The organism is Stenotrophomonas sp. GD03819, from assembly GCF_029841665.1.
Classification (GTDB): domain Bacteria; phylum Pseudomonadota; class Gammaproteobacteria; order Xanthomonadales; family Xanthomonadaceae; genus Stenotrophomonas; species Stenotrophomonas geniculata.
This window is the reverse complement of sequence record NZ_JAOCEW010000001.1, coordinates 16,948-39,612: the sequence shown is the minus strand read 5'-3', so window position 1 is coordinate 39,612 and position 22,665 is coordinate 16,948. Positions and strand designations below refer to the sequence as shown.

At 68.2% G+C, this 22,665-nt stretch carries 13 protein-coding genes; 5 read left to right on the top strand and 8 right to left on the bottom strand.

The features are described 5' to 3' along the window. Positions 1-24 precede the first annotated feature (24 nt). Positions 25-423: an OsmC family protein gene (locus N5D45_RS00150; RefSeq protein WP_049480979.1), complete on the top strand. Its 399-nt coding sequence runs from the start codon at positions 25-27 to the stop codon at positions 421-423. Positions 424-517: 94 nt separating this feature from the next. On the opposite strand, the gene N5D45_RS00145 is transcribed toward N5D45_RS00150, so the two are convergent. The 6 genes from N5D45_RS00145 to N5D45_RS00120 form a co-directional block, all read right to left on the bottom strand. Further along, a complete protein-coding gene (locus tag N5D45_RS00145; RefSeq protein WP_049409507.1) occupies positions 518-847 on the bottom strand; it encodes a hypothetical protein in 330 nt (109 codons plus the stop codon). A 98-nt stretch (positions 848-945) separates the two neighbouring features. Next, positions 946-2,691, bottom strand: coding sequence for a putative porin (locus N5D45_RS00140; protein WP_057502769.1), 1,746 nt, complete (start codon positions 2,689-2,691; stop codon positions 946-948). 42 nt (positions 2,692-2,733) lie between these two features. Continuing rightward, positions 2,734-3,399, bottom strand: coding sequence for a cell envelope integrity protein TolA (locus tag N5D45_RS00135; RefSeq protein ID WP_164191084.1), 666 nt, complete (start codon positions 3,397-3,399; stop codon positions 2,734-2,736). 39 nt (positions 3,400-3,438) lie between these two features. After that, a complete protein-coding gene (locus N5D45_RS00130) occupies positions 3,439-3,852 on the bottom strand; it encodes a biopolymer transporter ExbD (RefSeq protein ID WP_005409874.1) in 414 nt (137 codons plus the stop codon). Between the two features lie 10 nt (positions 3,853-3,862). Then, positions 3,863-5,647: a MotA/TolQ/ExbB proton channel family protein gene (locus N5D45_RS00125; protein WP_057502768.1), complete on the bottom strand. Its 1,785-nt coding sequence runs from the start codon at positions 5,645-5,647 to the stop codon at positions 3,863-3,865. Positions 5,648-5,685: 38 nt separating this feature from the next. Next, entirely contained in the window at positions 5,686-7,302 is a 1,617-nt protein-coding gene (locus tag N5D45_RS00120) for a ShlB/FhaC/HecB family hemolysin secretion/activation protein (protein WP_164191083.1), read from the bottom strand. Positions 7,303-7,503: 201 nt separating this feature from the next. On the opposite strand from N5D45_RS00120, the gene N5D45_RS00115 reads away from it, so the two are divergent. Beyond that, positions 7,504-7,839 carry a hypothetical protein gene (locus N5D45_RS00115; RefSeq protein ID WP_057502766.1) on the top strand — a complete coding sequence of 112 codons (336 nt, stop codon included), beginning with the start codon at positions 7,504-7,506 and terminating at the stop codon, positions 7,837-7,839. Positions 7,840-7,939: 100 nt separating this feature from the next. On the opposite strand, the gene N5D45_RS00110 is transcribed toward N5D45_RS00115, so the two are convergent. Next, complete coding sequence (locus N5D45_RS00110) at positions 7,940-8,389, bottom strand: hypothetical protein (RefSeq protein ID WP_057502765.1); 450 nt, start codon at positions 8,387-8,389, stop codon at positions 7,940-7,942. 115 nt (positions 8,390-8,504) lie between these two features. Here N5D45_RS00110 and gspH point away from each other — a divergent pair, with 115 nt between their 5' ends. From gspH to N5D45_RS00095, 3 genes are read left to right on the top strand one after another with little or no spacing between them, the layout of a single operon-like run. Further along, complete coding sequence (gene gspH, locus N5D45_RS00105; RefSeq protein WP_049409494.1) at positions 8,505-8,951, top strand: type II secretion system minor pseudopilin GspH; 447 nt, start codon at positions 8,505-8,507, stop codon at positions 8,949-8,951. Next, complete coding sequence (gene gspI / locus N5D45_RS00100; protein ID WP_057502764.1) at positions 8,948-9,310, top strand: type II secretion system minor pseudopilin GspI; 363 nt, start codon at positions 8,948-8,950, stop codon at positions 9,308-9,310. The genes gspH and gspI overlap by 4 nt, the downstream gene beginning before the upstream one ends. Continuing rightward, a complete protein-coding gene (locus N5D45_RS00095; RefSeq protein ID WP_057502807.1) occupies positions 9,307-9,921 on the top strand; it encodes a prepilin-type N-terminal cleavage/methylation domain-containing protein in 615 nt (204 codons plus the stop codon). Before gspI ends, N5D45_RS00095 begins: the two co-directional genes overlap by 4 nt. Before the next feature lie 344 nt (positions 9,922-10,265). On the opposite strand, the gene N5D45_RS00090 is transcribed toward N5D45_RS00095, so the two are convergent. Beyond that, the gene (locus N5D45_RS00090; RefSeq protein ID WP_279938347.1) at positions 10,266-22,649 is read right to left on the bottom strand and encodes a filamentous haemagglutinin family protein; all 12,384 of its coding nucleotides are present in this window, start codon (positions 22,647-22,649) and stop codon (positions 10,266-10,268) included. Between the last annotated feature and the right edge of the window lie 16 nt (positions 22,650-22,665).

Sequence of the window (22,665 nt, the reverse complement as noted above, 5' to 3'; positions counted from 1 at the left end):
CGCTATAGACAGATGGAGAACGTGATGGCCTACGCACGCATTGTTTCGACCGCCGACAACTACCTGCACCACATCAGCAATGGCAGCTTCGATGTGGATGCGGACGAGCCCGCCTCGCTGGGCGGCCAGGGCAAGGGTTTCGCACCGTTCGACCTGTACCTGGCCTCGCTGGCGGCATGCACCGCCATCACCCTGCGCATGTACGCGCAGCGCAAGGGCTGGGAGCTGGGCGAATTCCATGCCGAGCTGCGCTCGGAACGTGACGCGGATGGACGCTTCCACGTGCACCGCGTGCTGCATGCCAGCGCCGAGCTGAGCGATGCGCAGTGGCAGCGCTTGCTGGAGGTGGTGGAAAAGACCCCGGTGACCCTGGTGATGCGCGAAGGTGCACGCATCACCAGTGAGCGTGGAGCTGCAGCGTAACCCCATCCACGCATGGCGTGGATCTCCTGTAGAGCCGAGCCCATGCTCGGCTCCGCAGCATGCAGCCGAGCGTGGGCTCGGCTCTACATTCCGCTCAGCGCCGTGAATGCAGCACGGTGCGCTGGCGCATGGCATTGAATTCCTGCTCCACCTGCTGGATGTCTTCGGCCTGGAAACCGGCCGCATCCAGCAGCTGGTCGGCGGCGGCCGCCGCCAGCGGATCATCGTCACGCTGGCGCCAGCAGCGCGCCGGCAGGAAATAGCCCACTTCGCTGCGCCCACGCATGATCACCACCGGTCGTCCCGCATACAGCAGGAACTCCGCCAGGTGCTGGCGCAACCCCTCCACCGAGACGTAGGCCGGCCCGATGCCCAGCGACTGGCTGGACGGTTCGGGACTCTCGAACAGCTTGCGACGGCTCATCCACTCCTCCTTATGTGCAACGCGTGGTCTCCTTTCCTTAGACGGGCGCATCGCTGCGCCCCCGCCAGGCACGACGTGATCCGCATCACGCCAGCCACTCAGAAGCCGGTATTGAACTCCAGCTGGAACACGTCGATCGACAGCGGCGCACCGGACACTTCCTTGGCCGCCATCCACTTGCCGCTGATCCAGCTGCGTGCATCCAGCGCGTAGGCACCGCCCACGTAGTAGCCACGGGCGTTGGTGCCGCCGAGGTGGAAGTTCGGATCGTTGTAGGCGTCGGGCAGCGCATCGGCCTCGATGTGCTTGTAGCCCAGCAGCGCCTGCCACTGGCCCTTTTCCTTCAGCTCGGTGGCCCCGAAGGTGGCCTGCACCATCCAGGCGGTGTCGCCACTGCGGAAGGTATCGATGCTGGCGGCGCCACCGGCACCGTAGTTGTTGACGATGCCGTTGTTGGCGCGGCTGAACATGGCCTGCTTGTCGTAGGCCAGGTTGCGGATGTAGTCGCCATCCAGGCGCAGGCCGATGCCCTGGGCCAGCTGCGTATCCCAGCGCAGGTTGAGCGTGGCCAGGCGGAATGCCGAGGCCAGGCCGACATACTGCGGGGTCGGCGTGTTGGCCGGGTCCAGCGGATTGCGCGCGATGTCGCGGATCAGCATCAGGGTATTGCCCTTCTGCATGAACGCTGGGCGCGACCAGTCGGTATCGCAGCCCACCGCGCCCGCATATAGCGCGCACGGCGAGGACAGGCGGCCGCTGATGTTCTTGAAATCGTAGTAGCCCAGTGCGGCACGCAGCGCATTGTCGTCGTTGAAGCGCCAGTTCATGCCGACCTGTGCACCGGACAGCCACTTGTTCTCGTTCGGGGTCTTGACCCGGCTCTGGCTCGGCGCGCTGTCGGAGGTGTACTCCAGCGGTACCACGGCCAGGTTGGCGAACAGGCCGAGGTCACCACCGTCAAAGTCATACTGCAGGTTGGCGGCCAGGCCGTCGAAGTTCAGGTCGTTGGAGAACAGCGTATCGCTGGTCCAGAACGGATTGCCGAAGCGGCCGCCGCGCACCGTCACCCAGTCGGCCGGTCTGTAGGCCAGCCAGGCCTGGTCCAGCCACACGTCCTTCTTGCTCAGGCCACCACCCAGCTGCTCGGTGGTCGACACCGGGCCATTGCTGCTGCCGCTGGCCAGGCGCACACCGGCCGTGGTGTGCTGGCCGATGGTCGCCTCGATGCCCAGGCGGGCGCGGATGCGCCACAGGTTGCGGCGGTCCTGGCGGGTGTTCAGCAGCGGCGGCAGCTGCAGGTTGGTGTTGGTGTTGGTGTCGAAGCCGTTGCCGGAATTGATCGACGACCAGTTGCTCACGATGTCGCTGTTGCGTTCGGAGAAGAAGCGCGACTCGCTGCGCACGCGCATGTCACCGGTGACCTTGATGCGCTTGGTCCACTCAGCCACTTCGTTCGGTGCCGCCCAGCCCTCGGACCTGGCCTGCGCCATCACATCCTGGCGCACTTCGTCACGGATGCCGTCGCGCACGCTCTGCGGCACGTAGGGCACGCGCACGTCGCCGGCCTCCAGGGCCACGCCACCGCTGGCGGCCGAAGGTGCGGTGGTCGTAGTGCGCGATGCGGCCGCTGCTTCAGCCTCGGCCTGCACCAGCAATGCCTGGCCGTCTTCTGGCTTCAGCGCGCCGCTGGCGATCAGGCCCTTGATCAGCTTGACCATGGTGGTTTCTGCGGCCATCGCACCGGCCGGGGCGGCCAGGCTGAGCAGCACGGCGCAGCACAGCAGCGCCCGTCGGGCCGGCCGCGGGCGGCGGGAGTCGGTTCGTGCGCGGACGTGGTCGTTCATCACGGTTCTCATCGAAAGAAGGGAAATCACGGAGGTCGGGAATCAGGCCCCGGGCCGGCGGCCCTGGATCAGCACGCGGGCGGGGAAATCGAGCGACGGCGGCGGTGCCTGGTCGACCTTGCCGATGCGTCGCAGCGCATCGAGCACGGCCGCGTCGGCCTCCTCGTTGCCACTGCCACGCACCAGCTCGACCTTTTCCAGGCGGCCATCGTTGGACAGCCACACATTCACCTGCAGCTGGAACGCCAGGCGCTTGACCTTGTCGTCGCGCGAGATCGCCTGCTGCATCAGATAGCCGAGATAGCGCCCATAGGTGGCATTGCCGGCGCCGCCACGGCCGACGCCGGACGAACCGCCGCCACTGCCGGACTGGATGCCGAAGTTGTCACCACCGGCCTGCGCATCGGCATTCATCGTCACCGGGTCTGCATTGTCCGGCGTCGGCGTGGGCTCTTCAGCGGGCGTCGGCTGATCCAGCGGCTCCGGTTCGGGCATCGTTTCTTCCGGCGGCGTCTCCGGCTCCGGTGGCTTTTCCGGCGGCGGTGGCGGCGGCGGAGGGGGGGGCGGCAATGCCAGCATCGGCGGCTGCACCACCGGCCTGCGGGTGCTGGCGGTGTCCTTGAACAGCATCCACCACACGGCGATGCCAAGCACCAGCAAGGCTGCCAGTACCAGTGCAACGGTCACCAGCAGCTGGCGACCGCGCATGCCGGGTTCCGGCCGAGGGGGTTGATGGGCCGTCATGCCTCAGCCCTGCGCCTTGCCGGTGACCAGGCCGACCTGGGCCAGCTCCAGCCGCCGCAGCAGGTCCAGCACCTCGACCACGCGGGCGTACTGCACCTGCGCGTCACCGCGCACGATCACCGGGAAATCCGGCGTGGTCGCGCGCTCGGTGCGCAGGCGGTCTTCCAGCTCGGCCATCGTCACCGGATAGGCATCCAGGAACACCTGACCACTGGGGTCGATGGTGATCGCCTTGGTCTTCGGCTTCTCCAGTGCCACGCTGTTGCTGGCCTTCGGCAGGTTGACCTCGATGCCGGGGATGGAGGCGTTGCTGGTCAGGATGAAGATCACCAGCACCACCAGCAGCACGTCGACGAAGGGCGTTACGTTGATGCCCTTCTCGCGCTTCTTGATGCCGAACTTCGCCTTCTGGCCCATGGCGCGCCCCTCAGCCCTGGACCGCGGCCGGGCCGCGCCCGTCCTGCTCTTCGGCCAGGCGCGCGGCGAACTCGTCGATGAACACCGCCATGTCGGCGCCGATCGCCTCGGCACGTGCACCCAGGTAGTTGTAGCCGAACAGCGCCGGAATCGCGACGCCGAGGCCGGCTGCGGTACACAGCAGCGCCGCGGCCATGCCCGGTGCCACCGAATTGATGTCCACCGCGCCGGCCATCGCCGCCACCACGAACACCAGCATGATGCCGATCACGGTACCGAACAGGCCCACGTACGGCGCGCCTTCGATGGTGGTCGACAGCCAGTTCATGCGCCGTGCCATCGCTTCCTGCTCGCGCACCATCACCGCATCCATCGAGGCGCGGATCGCGGCGATGGTGGCGCCACTGAGGTAACCGCTGTTGCCATCGCGCTGGTGGCGCTGCTGCATTTCATCGATGGCCACCTGGTAGATCCGCCACAGCGAACCGTCGTGCATCGCGGTCGGCGCCTTGCCCTGGCGGTCCATGTCGGACAGGGTGCGCAGCGGCACGCCGGACAACTTTCCGAAGCTCTCGGTGAACACCGCGTTGGCCTTGCTGGTGCGGCCGAAGTGGCGCCCCTTGGCGATCATGATCGCCCACGACAGCAGCATCATCAGGCCGAGGATCGCCACCACCACCCAGGCGTCGAACGGCATTGCCTTGAGGATGAAGGCGAAGTGGCTCTGACCGGCGGACTGCTCGTCGGCACCGTAGCTGATCAGGCGCGAGTCGGCGCCCTGTGCGGTGGCATCGGCCAGCAGCAGTGCCGCCGGTCGTGCCACGCGCGAGATACGCAGCTCATCCAGTGCGCCCTCGAAATTGGCCAGCGGCTGCATCGCGCCAGGAGCATCGGCGCCCACTACCGGGGCGGTGCCCAGCGCCGGCAATTCGCCGCTCAGCTGTGCGACCACGCGGCCATTGAGGTACAGCTGCAGAGCCCCCTTCTCCGCAGTCAGCGCCACATGCGCCCACTGCCCTTCCGGAATCGGCTGTGCCGGCGTGCTGCGCTGGCCATTGAGCTGCACGAACGGCACCCGGTTCTCGATGCCCAGCACCAGTTCGGAAGCACCGTCACGACGGGCGTAGATCGCCTGTGCGGCGTTGTTGCTGCCCGGCTTGATCCAGGCCGAGACGGTGAGCGGCGCGCCCGCCTCCTGCGCAAGCGATGCGCTGGCCGGCAGCGGCAGCGGGGCTGCGCCCAACTGAACGCCGCGGCCGATCACCGAGCCTTCCGACGGCGGTGCCACGGCCCCGGCGTTGTTTCCATAGGCGGTGGTGTCGCGTGCCGGCGCATTGGCCTCGGCAAAGTGGTAGACCAGCGTGTAGTCCGGGTCGAACACCTGCTGGCCATTGCCGCTGGCCGGGGCCTTCTCGTTGCCGTAGTACATCCAGATCGTCTGCGGTGCTGCGGCGCTGACCGCCGGTACGTCCACCCAGACCAGGGCCAGGCCCAGCTTGGGATCGAACTGTTCGATCTGGTGGGCCAGCACGGTGCGGCCATCACCCGAGACGAAGCGCAGGTCGTTGCCCGCGTCCTGGGTGCCGTCGAAACCGAAGTTGCCGGTATGCAGGCGCAGCAGCAGCGGCGTGCGACCCGGGTCACCGGCCAGGCCCGCGCCCTGCGGGCCGGCGTCGACGGTGATCGGCTTGCGGTATTTCCATTCGGCCTGCCACCAATTGGCATCGGCCGCAGCGACCGGCAGCGCAACCAGCGCGGCCAGCAGCAACAACACTCGGGAAAGCAAACGGTCCATGCGAAGGGTCTCCGGAGAACGCATGTTCAAGGGAAGGGTCAGTAACTGGTGCTGATGTTGAAATGCAGGCGCGGGTCGTCCTTGCGCGTGACCGGGCCATCGGCATAAGGCCAGGCGTAGTCCAGGCGCAGTTGCAGGTGCTCGCCGAGGCGCATCTGCGCGCCCAGGCCGACCGAGGCCAGGTTGTACTTGTCACGCTGCTCGGGCAGCGGCTGGCGCAGGCGCAGGTAGGCCGCGTCGGCAAAGCTGTAGACACGCAGGTCGGTGCCGCTCCACAGTGACCACGCCGGTGTGCGCCATTCCAGGCTGGCCAGGCCGCCGTAGTCGCCGATCGCCTCGGCCGACAGGTAGCCACGCACGGTGTACATGCCACCGGCGGCGAACTGCTCGGCCGACACCAGCGGCGCATCGGTCACCTGCAGCGAGCCGCGCGCATACCATTGCCAGTCATTGCCGAAGGTGTGGGTGTTGGCCACGTCGGCCTTGAAGGCGACGAAACTCGGATCGGCCCAGTAGCGCTTCTGGCCGAAGGCGGTGGCGTCACTGCCATAGCCGAACAGGCGGCGGGTGCCGGCAACCAGCTGGGTATTGATGCTCAGCTGATCCTGCTCGCCCTGGCGAACGCCCACGAAGGCCAGCGTGATAGGCGCGTACTTCAGCGGCGTCTTCAGGCTGTCCTTGCCCATCTGGGTATCTTCCTCGGTGTCCTTGAAATCCACACCAAGGCTGAGCTGGCGCCACCACTGGCTGCTGCCGGCCAGTCGATAGTTGAGCTTGAGGCCGATCGAGTGACCGTTGCCGATCACGTTGGTACCGGTGCCGGTACCCACCTGCCCACCCGCGTTCAGCACGCGGCTGTCGGATTTGTAGCCGGACGCTTCCAGGCTCCACGGCGTGCCTTCGAACGGCATCGTGTACGAGGCCGAGAACACCTTGGCCTGTTTGGTGTCTTCCGGTGCCAGATACACGCCGATGTTGGCGCTGTGCCCGCGCTTCCACAGGTTGTCGTAGGCCAGCGATGCACTCAGGCGCAGCTTCTCGGTGTCGGCGCTGTGGTCGTTGTTGAGTGACGCGCTGGCACGCCACGGCGACTTTTCTTCGACCTGCAGGTCCACATCCATCGTGCCCGGCACCTGGCCTTCGCGCACCAGCGGCATCACCTGGCGACGCCCGCCCTCATTCAGCGCGGTCAGTTCTTTCTGGGCCTGGTCGAAGTCCGGCACCTTGCCTTCCGCCAGCGCTGGTACGCGTTCGCGGATGCGCTCGGGCGATTCGTGCTTCGTTCCCACGACCCGCAGCTGGCCGATCGGTGTCTGCTGTACCTTCAGCAGCACTACGCCACCACTGACCTGCTGCTCGGGAAGCTCCACGTAGACCGACTGGTAGCCCGCCTGCTGGTACAGCGCATTGACTGCATCGCGTGCCTTCTCGACATCGGCCAGGGTCTTTCCCGGGCCGAGGAAGGGCTCGACCGCGCGCTCGATCTGGCGCGGATCGAGCACGGTATTGCCACGTACGATGTATTCATTGATGTTCACGCTGGGCGCAGGCGCTGCCTCCTGCGCGAACAACGGCAGCGGCATCGCGGCCAGGGCCAGCACCAGGGGATGCAGGCGCAAGGGAAGGCGGACGGTTCGGCACGGAACAGGAGTCATCGAAGGCATCGCGACGTATCGAAGGTAATGGCCATGGAGCGGCGCGTGGGTCTACCAACAGGACGTGCACGTCGCGTCAAAACCGCCAACAGTTTTATGACAGCACTGTCATCTTTTGACAGCGCCGCAACGCACGCAGGCGGGCCCTGCCTTCGCCACACGTCTTCATTGCAGAACGTCGATTGCTGCGGGAGATTCGAGATGCGTGAATCATTGATGGTGGAACTGCGCGCTGCCCTCACCCTTGCGTTGCTGCTGGCGTTGGCCCCGGTTCTCGCCGGAGAGGCGAAGAAGCAGGAAGGCGCCGCGCCCTGCGTCGAAGTACAGGTCAATGGCGAGCGCATTCCGGCCTGGGACTGCCTGCAGCGCAAACTTGCGCCGGCATCGAAAACGGCGAAATCACCGGCGCTGCCGGAGGCCGAACGCCTGATGCGGCAGCCCGGCAACCAACTGATGCAGTACAACCTGGAAGGCACACGACAGCGCATGGGCGATGCCTTTGGTCGTTCGGTGGTACCGCAGCGCCCGGCGCGCTGAGCCTGCACAGTCGCGGTGCAGAGCCCCAGCCCGGCAGGATTCTGTAGCGTCGAGCCATGCTCGACTGTTCTTCCAGGAGCAGCCGAGCGTAGGCTCGGCTCTACAGTGCAACCGGCACGATGCCATCGATCGGCACCGGCGGCAGCTCAGGCACCGGCAAGCTGCGCGATTGCCCTGCCTGGTTCAGTTCCACCGCGCTGGCACTGATGCTTGCCAGCACCGTGCAGGGTCCGAGTCGTTGGCCGGGCGCATACGCTTCCGCCGGGCGTCCATCCACCGAGAGCAGGGCCAATGGCGCATGGTCACCGGCCATCACGCCCAGCACCACCACCTCAGTCTGCACTGCACCGGGGGACAGCAGCCGCACCAGCGGCAGGCTGGCCACTGCATCGAACATCGGCCGTACCGGCGCCACGGCCTTCGCCTCGCTGGCCGCGGCCGCTGGCGCCACGGCAGACAGGGTGACACTCCAATAGGCCACCACGGCCAGCAGCAGCGTCGCCGCCAGCAGGGTCAGTATGCGATTGCGATCCCAGCGCCTGCCATCCATGTTCCACACCGCCACCACGTTCGTGTCCGCCTACGCTAGCAGCTGTGGCTGACGCTTTTGTTTCATCATGTCGGCCTACGCTGGCAGGTATCGACCCGGACAGGAGGCAACGTCGATGCAGCGCGTGCCGCGTGGTTTCACCCTGCTGGAACTGATGGTGGTGCTGGTGATCATCGGCATCTGCACGGCCGGAATCGGGCTGGGCCTGGGCAGCCTGCTCGACCCGGGCCGGCAGCTGCGACAGGAAGCCGAGCGGTTGGCGCAGCGCCTGCAGGTGGCGCGCGATGAGGCGCGCATCGATGGCCGCCCCCTGCGTTGGCAGGCCGACGCCAACGGCTATCGTTTCAGCCGCCGCGAAGGCAGCGGTTGGGTGACCGTTGAACACGATGATCTGCTGCGACCGCAGAAGTGGCAGGCAACGGGTATCGCGGTGCAGCCCGCCAACCCCATTGAGCTGAGCCCGGAGTGGATCGGTATCGCCTGGGAGCTTGGATTGTCGCTGGATGGTCGCAAACTGCGTCTTCGTGATGATGGCAGCGGACAGTTGCAGGTCGTGCAATGAAGCAGGCGGCACGCGGATTCACCCTGATCGAAGTGCTGATCGCATTGGCGATCGTATCGATTGCATTGGCGGCGGTGATGCGCTCGGTGGCAGTGGCGACCGACGATCAGTCACGGCTGCGTGACCGTCGCCTGGCACTGTTGTGTGCGCAGGATCGCTGGCAGGAACTGCGCCTGAGCGGACAGGCACCGCAGTATGACCGGCAGCGCTGCGTGCAGGGGCGCAGCAGCTTCCTGGTGCTTCAGCATCTGGGCACGGGCAGCGACGGCCAGCCGCAGCTGGAACTGAGTGTGGTTGCCGAAGATGCTCCCCGGCAGTCGCTGGCGCGGATGCAGTTGCCATGGACGGCGGCGCAATGACGCGCGCCGTGCGCGGTTTCACCCTGATCGAGGTGATGATTGCGATCACCATCATGGGCGTACTGGCACTGATCTGCTGGCGGGCGCTCGACAGCGTGGCCAACAGCGACCAGCGCCTGCGCCAGGCGGATGCCGAGACCACGACGGCGCTGCGCGTGCTGCAGCAGCTCCAGCGTGATATCGAAATGCGCGCAGACGATGCGTTGATGAATGGTGCAGTGCGGCCGGCCGATCAACCGCAGCGGCTGCTGCCGCCTTCGCTGGTGAGCGAGCGGCATCCGGATGGGAGCTTCGCGCTGGAGATCACCCGCAGTGTCGGCAGCGATGGGCTGCGCTGGCAGCGGGTGCGCTGGTGGCGGCAGGGAAGTACGCTTTGGCGGGCCAGCGGCGCAGCGACGGATCGGTATCCCCTGCCGGCGCCGGATCTGTCGAAGGGCATTGCCGTGGCGCGCGAGGTACAGCGGTTCGAGGTGCGGGCATGGCAGCCCGGTGCCGGCTGGGCGCCGTTGCCGAGCGAAGGCGAAGTGCTGCCGGCCACCGGGCTGGAACTGCGGCTGGGCCTGCGCGATGGGCGTGGGCCGTTGAGTTACCGGCGGGTGCTAGAGCTTTAGGATTCTTCCCAGGCAAAGCGTCCACGCACGGCGTGGATCTACGGTGGGTGCCGACCGTGCCTTGGTGGGTGCCGACCGTTGGTCGGCATTGTTGTTGGCTCCGGAATCCGCGCATTGCATGGATCCCCCCGCCTGCCGCCGGGCACTCTCCTGCACCCGGCGGCGTTGTGTCGGTGGTCCTCACCGCTGATGGCCGCTCCCTGCCCTCCGTGCCGTCCTGGCTGGGGCCGCCACCGCTCCGTGGCGGCTGGCCCGATGCTGTCCGTTCTTCCGGCCCGATCGCATCCACGCAAGGCGTGGATCTACCTTGGTGCCGACCGTTGGTCGGCACGCTTGCAAGAGGCCTACCGGCGCTGCGTGCCCTCGTCGCGACTTGCCTGCGGGAACTGGAAGGCACTGTTGGCGTCATAGCCAGCGTTGGCAGTATTGCCACGCGCCGGCGGGTTGATGCTGCTGGTGCCGCTGCCGAAACCGAGGATCTGCACACTGATCACCGATGGCTGGTTGCGCCGCGCATCATCCTGGCTCTTGCGCATCACATCCTGTGCCGCTTGGCTGGCGCTGTTGGCTGCTGCACTGGCCGAGGCCAGCGCGTTGACGTTCACCGTGGCCAGCACGGGCAGGCCCTTGCTTTCACCCTGTACCTGGATGTTGGCGGCGTTGAGCACCTGCAGCGCGGCCAGGTTGATGTTGCCCGAGACGCGGATGCCCGCTTCGCCCGCATCGATGGTGCCCAGCGGCGCGATCAGATCGACGTCGCCCGGTCGTACTTCGGCAATGGGGTTCAACGTTGCGATACCTGCACCACTGGCCGGGGCCTGCGGCGACAGGATCACGTTGCCCCAGCCGTCATAGACGCGACGCGGTGGCGTGTACAACAACGTGGTCTGCGAACCACGACCGGCATTGATGTCACCCTGCTCCGACCAGGCCAGAATGTCTCCGCCGAACGTTGTCATCACCCGAGACAGCCCCAGCAGAACGCTGTCCTGGCTGAACAGACGGATGTCACCCTGCCCCTGCGTCACCAGCCCGGCACTGGCCGGCGGCACCACACCCTGCACACCCACCACGATCTGTCCGCCCGGCGCCATCAGCTCGATGTTGCCGCCGGCTTCGGTACGCACGCCGGAGCCTCCGTACATCAGGATGTCGCCGGTGCGCTGGATCGTCGCCCCCGTCGCATCCTTGTCCGGCATCAGCGTGGCGATGGCCTCGCGGCCACGGAGGTACGAACCGAAACGCGGACCTTCGGCATCGGTGTACTCGCGGCCACCTTCACGCAGTTCGGCGTAGTAGACCTGGCGCAGGAAGATGCGCTGCTGTTCCTGCGGCAACGCATCGAACGCAGCCAGCGCCGCGTCGCCATCGGCGGCCATGCCGAAGCGTTGCTGCAGCCACTGCTTCAGTTCCTGGTCGTAGACCTTGACTGCCCTGCCCGACTGCGATGCCAGCGATTGCGCGGGATCGGCCAGATTCGCAGGATCCAGATAGCGGGCACGCAGGGCCGCGAAATCGATCTGCTGGTTGCCGGCCGTCAGCGCGATGCTGGCGCCGGGACGGGTATCGCCCTGCACGATGCCACCGAGGCTGACGATGCTGCCCGCATCCTCCTGGCGCAGCTGGCGACCGGCACTGATCTCGGTGTTGCCGGGGCCGGCGATGGTCGCGTTCAGATGCACGATGTCGCGGCCCGCCGCCACCACCGTGATGTCGGTGGGCGCGGTGTTCAACGCGGTCATCGACACCCCGAGGATGTCCCGGCCTGCCCGCAGTTGCACGGCGCCGGCGGCCTCGAACCAGTTCAGCTGCGTGCGCTGCCCCCCGTTGGGAGTCAGCGTGCGTTGGGCGCCGGTGGCCAGACCGATGATGTCGCCCTGCACCGCGTAGAAGCGGCTCGGTGCCAGTGCCGCAGAGACCGTGGACAGCGGTGTACTGGGGCCGAAGGCGAACAGCGGAAGCGATGCCTGCGGCGATGCAATGTTGCCGTCCACCGACAGGTTGTGACGCGAGCGGGTCACATTGCCGCTGGAATCCCCCTGCTCGGCCATGAATGCAGGGTCGAAGGCTCCCGGCAGGCGCGCGTCGCTGGCGGAGCGCGCGATCTGGGTCGCGCCACGCTGGGCGAAGATGCCGCCACCGGCCAGGACGTCCAGCCGTCCTGTCGCCGAGGGTGCCAGCAGGATCACATCCTGCGTCCCCGGCGTGGTGCTGATCCGGTCCAGCTTGACGTCGCCCCGCGCAGCAACGGCGCTGAAGCGCGAAGGATAGAGCCAGTAGTTCAGCAGCTCCTCCCGGCTGCCCGGTGCCAGCGCAACCTGCTCGGGCCACAGATTGCTGCCGGTCACGTTCTCCGGCCCGGCCAGGCCCGGCGCCAGGTCGCCACCGGCACTGAACAGGTCCACGGCGGTCGTGTCGGTCCACAGGGAGAACCAGGTGCTGCCCGCAGCGCGGCTGCCGTTGTCCTGCACCACCGCGCTGTAGTTGGCCAGTGGAACCCGACCGGCATCGGCGACGCCGCCGAGCACGACGTCACCCCGCGCCTGCAGCTGCGCGACCGCATCGCCCAGCACCAGCACCGGCCCGCCCATCGGGCGAGCGGCGTCGGCGGCGAACAGATCGGCCGCACGCAGCTGGCCCAGCGTCGCGTAGCTTTCCAGGGTGACGCCCATTGCACCGATGCGTCCCGCATCCAGCTGCAGGCTGCCACGCAGATTGCTGAAGGTACCGTTGAGGTCGAGATTCTGTCCCGCCCTGGAGGCATTGAGGCTGGAGAACGTCGCCCGCAGATTCGGATTCAGTGCGCCACCGATACGCAGTTGCAGGTCGCCGCCGCCGGTCAGGTGCAGCTGGCCATCGCTGACCCGGCCGGTCGATCCCACCGCCGCGATGATCGCACCCGAGCGCGGTGCGATCGTCGAGTCCAGCGCGTCACCTATCGCATCGCGCACGCCGGCGTCACGCCCGGCCTCCAGCGTCAAGTTGCCGCCGCCCAAGGTACCGAAGCCGGTGAAGCCGACCATCCGCGGAGAGGCGCCAGCAGCAGCGGACACGTTGGTGTAGGCGCCAAAGTTCACCCACCAGCTGGTCGGCACCGGCTCCACACCGGTGGTGCTGCCGGTTCCCTGCCGCCACAGCCAATTGCCGACCGCGGCACTGGAGTACAGCGCCCAGTCGCGCTCGCTGGTGCCCGACTCTGCGCGCCCGGTCCAGACGTCACCGACGATATCTCGCCCGGCTTCGACGCGCAGGTTGCCGCCATGATCGGGATACCAGGCCTGGTAGCCGGCCAACGCGGCATCATAGCTGCCCGGCACCAGGTTCGGACCCAGCAGTGCCGTGTTCCTGGGGGCTGCTGCACGGGGCGAATTGAAGGCAGCGTCGCGGCCCTCGCCCAGCGTGGTGGGAATGCCCGCCGTGTACACACCGAAGCCGGACTTCATCACGACATCACCGGCAGCGAGCAGTTCCAGGTCCCCCTTGCCGGTGCGCAGCACGCTCCAGGCCGGCGTGCCCGCGCGCTTGCCGTAAGTTGTCACTTCGGTCTGCGTGCCACCGCCGGCGCAGTAGCTGGGTGCGGTGCTGCAGAACTGGTCTTCGGTCATGCCGAACATCGCCGCGAAGTCCTTCGCAGGGGTGCCCACGTAGGACTCGTCACCCCAGTAATCCAGCGAGCCCTGCGCGGCCACCTGGCGGGGGGCCGGGCCGCAGTAGTCGGCCGACATCGCGCAGAACTCATCTTCGGTGAAGCCGTACATGTCGGCCAGCTCCGCGATCGGACGGCCCGCATAGGAGGTGTCGCCGATCCAGTCCAGCGATGCCCGCTCGGTCAACGCACGATCACCCACCCAGATGATTTCGGTCTTGACCGTACCGATCGAGCCCTGGTGGGTGTCGGCCAGCACCACGCTGCCTTCGCTGCCCCAGCGCCGGCTGCGTGGATCGGCTGCGCCGGAATCGGCACCGGCAACCACGGTCAGGTCCCAGGAGGTGGTGCCCTCGGCCAGCATCGGCGCCAGCGCCCAGTTGCGCCCCTGGTTGCCGTTGGCATCGGCCGGCCGCAGATTCACCGGCGTGTCGCCGGGCAGCTCCACCTTGGTCAACGATGGGATGTACGCGCCCACCTTGAGCTCGACTTCCCGCGCCAGGCGCAGCGCAACCGGCAGCACCGCGCCGGCGGGCCACTCCTGTGCCGCCATCTGGACCGCGCTGCGCAGGCGGAAGCCGGCGCCCAGCCGCGCGCCGGCCGCCAGCACCAGCGGCTCCTGCAGCACGGTGCCCGCCGCCAGCGTCTGCCCGGACTGGGTGGTCACCGCCGCACCCAGCACCGTGCCCGCAGGCAGGCGCAGGGTCTGCGAGATCACCATCGGCGCGGGCAGCACGGTACCGACCGGAAGCGTTACCGATTCGACCGGCACGTCATAGTTCAGGCGGGTGCCGGCCTGGAACTCGGTGCCCGGCTGCAGCTTCACCCCGTCCACCGGCACCACCAGGTCGCCACCGAAGGGGGTGTGCCCGGCGCTGCCATTGCGAGCCTCATACAACTGCCAACCGCCCTCGTCCGGCGTGGACGGCGGCGGTGCGAAACCATCATTGATGCTGCCGTGCACGTTGATGTTGCCCTCCGCGCGCAGCACCAGCGACGCCGACTCGCCGAAGCCGCGCCGCGCCGGATCACTGCGATCGGCATCGGGCCCATAGCGGTAGCCGGACAGGTCGATGTCACCGGATACGGTCAGGTCACCTCCGGGATTGGCCTCGCTGCGGCGGGCGAGGATCTGCACGCCCGGGCGCAGGCGGTGCGCGCCCAGCGCAGCCGTGCGTTGTCGGAGGTCCGCATTGGCCAGCGCGCCGTCCATCCACGTGCGGTTGTCCGGATCGACGATCTGGTCCAGCCATTGCTGAGTGACGCGCTGCGCGCGGTTGCCGTTGATGTCGACACTGTCCGCCAAGGGGGCGTCCTCATAGCGTCGCACCGCATTGACCTGGATATCGGCCGCACCTTCGACGCGCAGTCCGCTGGCGACCGTTATCGCCGCATCGTTGCTGCCGATGCGTGGCGCATCGATCTTCAGGGTGCCGCGGGCCACGCCGTCGTTCTGCCCGCGGCCGCCGCCCGCCGCCACAGCCGTGCCCGCGCGCAGGTCCATGTGGGCGCCGGCGCCGATGTCGATCCCGCCGGCGGCGCTGCCCAGTTCGATCGTAGCCCGGTTCGGGCTGTCGATGATCTTGCCCTGGCTGTCCACGCGCAGGCCGGTGCCATGCGTATCCAGCGTGCCCTCCACCTGCAGACCGTCACGTGCGTACAGGCGGATCGCACCGACCTGTTCGCCGCTGGCGTCGATGCGCCCCGCTACGCGCAGGCTGCCTGCGTCGAGGCTGATGTCGACCCTACGCGCCTTCACCTCGTCACCGATCAGCAGATCACCCTCGCCGATCCGGAACGTGCGCCCGCCGGTGACACCTCCTGCGTTCAGGCGCTGGTTCAAGCCTGCGAAGTCCTGCAACGTGCCGGCGCGAACCACGAGGTCTGCGCCGCCGTAAGGCACCACGGTGCCACCTGCGTCGTAACGTCCACTGGCAGCCCCCTCGATGCCGCCGGCCAGATCGACCCGCCCGGCCAGCGCGTTCACCGTCAGCCGTCCGCCGCGGTTGTTGCGCGCCGAGAGATCGATGCGCGAGGCGGCATCAGTGCTGACGTCCCCCGTATCGCTGGAAAGGAGCACGTCGCCGCCCCAGCTGTACCTGTCCACGTCGTACAGCGTGACCCTGCGCCCCGCCAGGTCCAGCGCCGCCTGGCTGCCGAGCGCGATGCCTTCGCGCGCGCTCGCTGACAGCCGGCCAGAGGCCAGTGCGATCGAGCTGTCCAGCGCGATCCGCTGCGCATCGATGCTCAGTTCGCTGCCCAGCGCGTCGCCGCCGGTCGTGCCGCGGCCGCCCTGCAGACGGAAGTCGCCGCCGGTCCGCACCCGCAGCTGCGCACCGGGATCGGCCGTCAGCAGCGGCGTGTCGATGCCGATGCTGCCACCGCTGTACTGCCAGCCCTTGTCCGCGAGATAGTCGCCGCGCTGCTGGTACACGTCCAGCGTGCCCAGCGCGGAAAACAGCAGCTGCCCGGACGCGCTGAGGTTGAGGGCGCTGAAGCCGAGTACCTGACGGTTGGCAGGCACCTCGGAGCTGGGACGGCTGAACGGGGCGCGCGCCAGCTGCAGGTTGCGGGTGACGATGTCCAGCTGCCCCGCGCCGAGCCGGTCCACCATCGGATCGGCCGGCGGCACCGACGCATCGCTGCCCGGCGCCTGCGTCGCCGCCAGCGAACCGTCCCAGACCAGTGTGTCCACCAGGATGCGCGCACGGTCGCTCGCCGCACCATAGCCATGGATGGCCTGCGCGCCCAGTACCAGCGTCTGCAGGCCACCGCGGCCGGTGGCACTGTCGCGCGCATCCAGGTCGACGCTGCCGAAGACGTTGACCGAATCCCGTGCGACCAGGCTCAGCGTATCCAGCGCCGGTGCGCCGGTGGCATCATTGCCGCGCAGCAGCTGCTGCAGCACGGACTGGTTCATGGTCATGCCATTTGGCAACGCCCCTGCGGCCGCCGCCTGCGCGATCGCCTCGGCGCTGCCGAGGTTGAGCGCCGCCATGCTCACGCCAAGCTGGCGCGTGCCATAACGGGCGGAATCGCGCATCTGCAGCACACCATCGGTGGCCACCCCGATGCTGCCATCGGACACCAGCCGTGCCTCGCCTTCGCAGTCGGTCTGGCAGCCGCCGATGTCGATCGCGACCGGCCCGGCCGCCACACCGGTCGTACCGGTGATCAGGTTCAGGCGCTGGTTCGAGACGGCCAGCAGGCCGCCATTGACCTGATAGGGCACGGTCGGCGCGGACGCGCTGTCGCGTGCGAAAGACAAGGTGTCGAGTGTCGCCCCGGCTTCGACCAGGATGCCGCTGCCACCGGACGCCGCAGCCACCAGTATCTCCGGCGCCTGCAGGGTCGCACCGGAGCGGATCGCCACATCGCGCACCGAGCCGGACACCGCCACCAGCGAAGCCGACTCGTTGAACTGTCCGCCGATCACCATGCGTTCCGGCCGCAGCGCATTGAGTGCGTCGTCGGTGAAGGTCGCGCCGCGATCGTGCGCCTGCGACGGACTGCCGGCAGCAGCGACCTCCAGCGAACCCACGGCCGGGCTGGCGAGCGTGGCGACCAGGGTACCGCCGCGCCCTTTTTCATTGGCCGCGGAGAAACGCGCCGTGCCGGCGAAGTCGATGGCCGCGATTCCCTCGCGACCAGCGCCTTCACCCAGTGCCAGGGTCAGGCCCAGCGCATCGATGGTCTGCCAGCCGCGCGCCTCGCCACGACGGTCGGCGGTGGCCTGCACGAAGCTGTTGTAGCTGGTTTCGTTGTAGCCGGAATGCCGGCGTACCACCGCCGCCGGCGTCAGCAGGATGTCGGTGAGCAGCGGCGACGCCACCCCGCCCAGTGCCGATCCCTGCCGGCCGGACACGCGCCAGGTACCGGTGCCGGTCTGGATCGGCTGTGGCACGCCGGAGGTCCCCGTCGCGCCCAGCTCGACGCGGAATGCACCCGGCTGCAGCGCGAAGCTCGCCGGCAGCAATGTGTAGGTGCCCGCAGGCAGGCCGGGAACGCCGGCGGGTACGGTGATCTGCTGGCCCACCGCTGGAGCAGCGAAACCATCATCACTGCTGGGTGCGAAGCTGCCGGCACGTCCCGGCACGATCGCGTACACCGGGTTGCCGGAGGCACTGAACGCATAGCGCGGGTTGGCATCGGCCAACGCGGTGCGCAGCACGTCGACGGAGCCACCGCGGCCTGAGACGAATGCCGCGCCGGTCAGTTCGCCGCCACCTGACACGTCCAGCAGCGCACCGGCATGCACATCCACGTCGTTGGCGGTAAGGGTCACGCCATTGGACGCAATGCCGGCCGGCGTCAGTGACTCCAGGCTGCTGCTGCCCCTTCTCCACGACACACCGTCCACGGTACCGCCGTAGGGCAGCGCCAGACCTGCGCCACTGGTGGAGGTGATGCTGCCCGGCAGCAGCTCCACCCGGCTGGCACGTGTGCCGCCCAGGACCAGGCCGCCCAGCTGCAGCGCCCCCATCGGCGCCTGCACGTTGCCGCCCTGCTGCACGGTGGCTGCCACCAGCTGCAACGCGCCCAGCGCTGACTCGGGCGGAGTGGTCGCCGCCGTACCCGTACCCCGGATGCGCAGCACCGCATCCGGATCTGACCAGTATCCGGGCGTCGCCACGGTCGCCGCAGACGCACCCGCGACCAGATAGCCCGTCGCACCGGAGGTGGGGTACAGCCGGGCGGCACTCACGTCCATCGACCCGCTCGCCATCAACGCACTGATCGATCCGCCGTTGGACACCGCGTTGAGCAGCCGCACGTCGCTGCGGCTGTCGAGCACGACCTGGTTGAAGCCGGGCAGCCAGGTGACATCACGGATGTCGATCAGATCAGCCCTCGCCGACAGCACGTGGTCGCCTTCCGCAGCCGACGCCACGGTATCGGTGACCACCAGGTTCTCACCCGGCAGCGACTGCCAGTGCGACTGTGCCAGCAGCAGGTGCGGAGCACTCAGCGAAATGCCGCTGGACTGCGGTGCTGCCAAGGCCATGCCGAGGCTTGACTGCCCCTGTCCGTACATGCGCAGGCTCTGGCCCATGCGCAGGTCGACATCGCCCTCCGCGCGGACGTCACCGAATACGGACAGGGTGTCGAAGCCACCGGCCTGGATCTGCTCCACCGACAGCGCCGCGTGCCCATACTCCAGCCGGTCCGGCAGCACCGCGTCGGCCGGGCTGCGCTGGCTGAGCGTAATGCCGCGCGCGCGCAGCACCTCCTCGCTCGCGCCGCGCGCATGAACGCTGCCACCAAAGGCCACGCCCAAGGTGCCGCCGTGCGCGCCACTGCCGCCGGCAGAGGCATCCATTGAGCCGTCCAGATACAGAGCGTTGGCCGAACGCAGCACGATCTGCCCGCCGTCGCTGTCCACCCGGGTGCGCCCCTTCCCGTCGACATCCAACGGCGCCGAGGCGCCCGCTGCCCGCAGCTGCGCGCCACGCTCGAGCACGACGAAGGCTTCAGGCGGACGGTTGTCCACCGACGCGGAGCTCTCCCAGTCGAGCGCGCCGCCGATCTCGATGCGCCCCCCCGCCCGCACCTGTCCCTGCAGGCGGCCACCGGCGTCGGCCAGTGACACCGCATCCGCACTGGCATCCAGCAGCGCACCGTCGGCGAACCGCCAGGTCCGCTCGCTCCGCTGCCCGGCATAGAGCGTGGTCGGCAGGCGCACATCGTCGATGCTGATGCGTCCTCCCTGCGCACGCAGCGTGCCTTCCACATCGATGTTGCCGGCGCCGAGCAGGGAGATCGCCTGCCCCGGGTCGACCTCGATCAGTGCGGCCTTGCCCACCCGCAGGTCGCCGCCGACGCTGTTGCGATCCGAGCGCAGGCTCACGCTGGCACCGCTGCGCTGGCGGACCAGCCCGCTCATCGGATCGGCACTGTAGAGCGGTGCCAGCCAGCTCTCCAGTGCCTCCTTCCGGTCCGTCGCGACGCGCGCGTCTGCGGTCATCCGAAGGCCCGGCATGCGCGCTGCCAGCTGCGTGCCATCGGCAACCTCCAGCCCTTGATGGCCATTGATGTCGTACTGGGCAAAGCCACTGCCGAACAGGCCGGCATCCACCTGCAGCGCTGCTGGGTCCGCCGGATCCGCATCGCCCACCCGCACCCGGCCACCGGTGCCCAGCGAGAACGTGCCGCTGCCCTGGCCACGGCCGCTGAACCGGCTGCCCTCGCCCAGCTGCACCCGGCCGCTGCCGTCCGTTGCAACCGTGCTGCTGTTCGCCTGCAGGCTGATGCTGCCCCCTGCGCCGATACGACCTTTGCCGCGCAGGTCCAGCGCGGCGCCGGCCTCGACGTCGACCGTCGCCCCGGCACCCACCCTCACGTCATGGCTGTTGCTCAGGCTCAGACGGCCGCCATCCGTCCAGGCACCACCCGCATCCAGTGGCACCCCCAGCGCTGCATTGCTCCATTCACCGGAGAGATCGATCCGCGTGCCGTCGGCAATGGCGGTGCGGGCGCGGCCATCGTGCAGCAGCGCCGTCGGCCGGCCCTGGACATCCAGCAGGTTGCCCGCCGACAGCTGGCCGCCGGCAATGCCGATGTCGCCTGCCAGTTCCACCTCGCTGCCGGTCAGGTTGAGCTGTCCACCTGCCTGAAGCCGGAGGTTGCCGTCGATGCGGATGCGATCGGCGGTCGCCAGGTCGATCCGTCCCCACTGCTGGGCACTCAGCGCTGCGATATCCAGCCACACCGTGTCACGCCGCTCCTCGTTGACCGGCGCCAGCAGTGACCATGCCGCCTTCGTCGGCGCCTTGTCATCCAGGCGCACATCCGAGCCGAACACACCACTGCGGCCCTGGCCGTCGTAGCGCCCCAGGTACAGCTGCGCATTGCGCGCGACCGCCGTCTGCGCCTGCGCATAACCGTCCAACGCGGTATCCGGCCTGCGGTTCTGCTGCGCGCCCTGGAAGGTGGCAGTCTCAACCTGCCCATCCAGCACCGCGGTCGGTGCGGAGATGATCAGGCGTCCTGCATCGCGGCCGACCGTGTATCCGTTATCGACACGCTGCGCCGCGAATACAATCGGATCACGGAAGGTCTCGGTGATGCCCCAGCGCTCCTGCTTTACTTCATGGCCGCTGTACAGGCCATCGAACAGCATCTCGCCCGGCGCGTCGTCAAGGCGGTAGACCTGGCCATCGACGCCGCGCACCCAACTCTGCCGGATCGCGCCGCTCTGCACATCCAAGCTGCCACCGGCAAGGTTGATGCGTGAACCGCCGTGCGTGATCACTTCCCTGCCGCCCAGCAGGACGGTGCCTCCCTGCGCGGCCCATTCGCCGATCGAGTGCCCCTGGTTGTCGAGATAGCCACCCACTTCCAGCAGGCCGCCTGCAGCGTACCAACGCTCACCCTCGTAGCCCCCGGTACCGGCCGGAACGTGGACGAGCCTGCGGCGGTCGACCCAGACTTCGCTGCTGGTCAGCTTGCCGCTGTCGCGGTTGTCCAGGGCATCGCGCAGTTCGTTGCCCTGCACCTTGACCTGGACATTGTTGCTCTCCATCGACACCTGTACGCCCACTGCGCCGGACACGTCCACGCGCGCGGCGTCGTCTACGTAGCTGCGAGCCGCCGCATCGGCGATGATCTGGCCGCCCGTGGCAACCGTCAGCGAATCCGCGCTGAAACGGATGTTGCCACCCGAGACGATCTCCACCCGCGACTGGTCGCGGCGATCATTGTGCTGGGACAGATTGTCGAAGGTTGCCGAGCGAGTGCCAGCGCGGATCGCGTCCTGCTCTGCCGACTCCTTGATGAGGCTGTCACGCTGCGTATCCAGGACCGTGGCCTTGCCATCGTCCTCGATCAGCACCGCCGTGGTGGCTCCATCGGCAAGCGTGACGCTGCTGCCGGTATCACTGGCCGAGGCCAGAAGATGCACGGTGCCGCGCTGTGCCAGCGTGGTGCTGGCCACGGCCACACCGGCCTGCTCCACACTGCGCCCGGCCAGAGTCACGTCACCCTCGAGCGCGCGTATCAGGCCGGTGTTGCGCACGCTGCCAGCCGTGCTGCCAGCGATGAAGCGCGGCGCGATTTCATTGCCCCGGGTGGTGGAGCTGGTGTTGGTCGCCGTACCCACGCCACGCCGGATCACGAAACTGTCACCGGCAGCAAGCTGCGCCTGGCCCTTGCGCGCCTCGATATGACCAGCATTCTCCACGCTGTGCCCAGCCAGCAGCACGTAGCCACCGCCGCGCGTCGCACTGGTCGGCTCATGGGTCGCGATGCGGGCGCCCTGCTCCACCATCACCTTGCCAAATGCATCGCTGAGCGCGCTGCTGCTGGCGTCGGGGCTGTACAGGCCATTGTCGCGGAACTGCGCATCGCTGATCCGTGCTGCAGCCGCCAGCAGATTGCGTACATTGACCTGACTGTTGTTGCCGAACACCACCCCGTTGCGGTTGGCCACGAACACCGTGCCATTGGCCTTCAGCTGGCCCAGGATCTGGCTGGGCCGCGCCTGCGGATCGTTGACGCGGTTCAGTACTGCCCAGTCAGGATTCTGCAGGAAGTTCAGCGTGGTGTTGCCGCCGATGTTGAAGGTCTCCCAGTTCAGGATCGCCTTGTCCGCGGTCTGCTCGACCGTGACCTGCACCCGCCCGTCGCTGCCCTGCGACTGGATTGCGTCGCGCGCATTGAGCCAGCCGCGGGTCAGCGGGTTCTGGTCGACGCTCAGGCCATCCTTGCCGAGGCCATCGGCAACGATGAAGCCAGCCTCGCGGCGCGCCTGCCGCGCCTGTTCCTGCAAGCGCTGCTGCAGGGCAATCGCCTGCGCCGCTGTACCGAGGTTGTCGATCGACTGCTGCAGCTTCTGCCGTGCTGCATCCTGCTGCTGGGCCGGCAACTGGAACTGGATCGGCACACCGTTGGGCATCCGGCCACTCTGTGCCGCGCTGCCCTGGGCCGCGCCCCGCTCGGCGAACCAGCCCGGGCTGAACGCCTGCTGCGCCTGGCTGGCCGGGGCCACCACGCTGCCCAGGGCGACCGCGATGGCCCACGCCATCGGATGATTGCGGCGCATCGGCGCGGCCGGATGAACAGCGGACGGGAGCGGGTGCGACATCGGAACCTCATCAACC

Coding starts and splice junctions, on each gene's coding strand:
- N5D45_RS00090 (WP_279938347.1), bottom strand. CDS start 22,649: ATGTCGCACCCGCTCCCGTCCGCTGTTCATCCGGCCGCGCCGATGCGC.
- N5D45_RS00145 (WP_049409507.1), bottom strand. CDS start 847: ATGAGCCGTCGCAAGCTGTTCGAGAGTCCCGAACCGTCCAGCCAGTCG.
- gspH (WP_049409494.1), top strand. CDS start 8,505: ATGCAGCGCGTGCCGCGTGGTTTCACCCTGCTGGAACTGATGGTGGTG.
- N5D45_RS00110 (WP_057502765.1), bottom strand. CDS start 8,389: ATGGATGGCAGGCGCTGGGATCGCAATCGCATACTGACCCTGCTGGCG.
- N5D45_RS00095 (WP_057502807.1), top strand. CDS start 9,307: ATGACGCGCGCCGTGCGCGGTTTCACCCTGATCGAGGTGATGATTGCG.
- N5D45_RS00150 (WP_049480979.1), top strand. CDS start 25: ATGGCCTACGCACGCATTGTTTCGACCGCCGACAACTACCTGCACCAC.
- N5D45_RS00120 (WP_164191083.1), bottom strand. CDS start 7,302: ATGACTCCTGTTCCGTGCCGAACCGTCCGCCTTCCCTTGCGCCTGCAT.
- gspI (WP_057502764.1), top strand. CDS start 8,948: ATGAAGCAGGCGGCACGCGGATTCACCCTGATCGAAGTGCTGATCGCA.
- N5D45_RS00140 (WP_057502769.1), bottom strand. CDS start 2,691: ATGAACGACCACGTCCGCGCACGAACCGACTCCCGCCGCCCGCGGCCG.
- N5D45_RS00130 (WP_005409874.1), bottom strand. CDS start 3,852: ATGGGCCAGAAGGCGAAGTTCGGCATCAAGAAGCGCGAGAAGGGCATC.
- N5D45_RS00115 (WP_057502766.1), top strand. CDS start 7,504: ATGCGTGAATCATTGATGGTGGAACTGCGCGCTGCCCTCACCCTTGCG.
- N5D45_RS00125 (WP_057502768.1), bottom strand. CDS start 5,647: ATGGACCGTTTGCTTTCCCGAGTGTTGTTGCTGCTGGCCGCGCTGGTT.
- N5D45_RS00135 (WP_164191084.1), bottom strand. CDS start 3,399: ATGCGCGGTCGCCAGCTGCTGGTGACCGTTGCACTGGTACTGGCAGCC.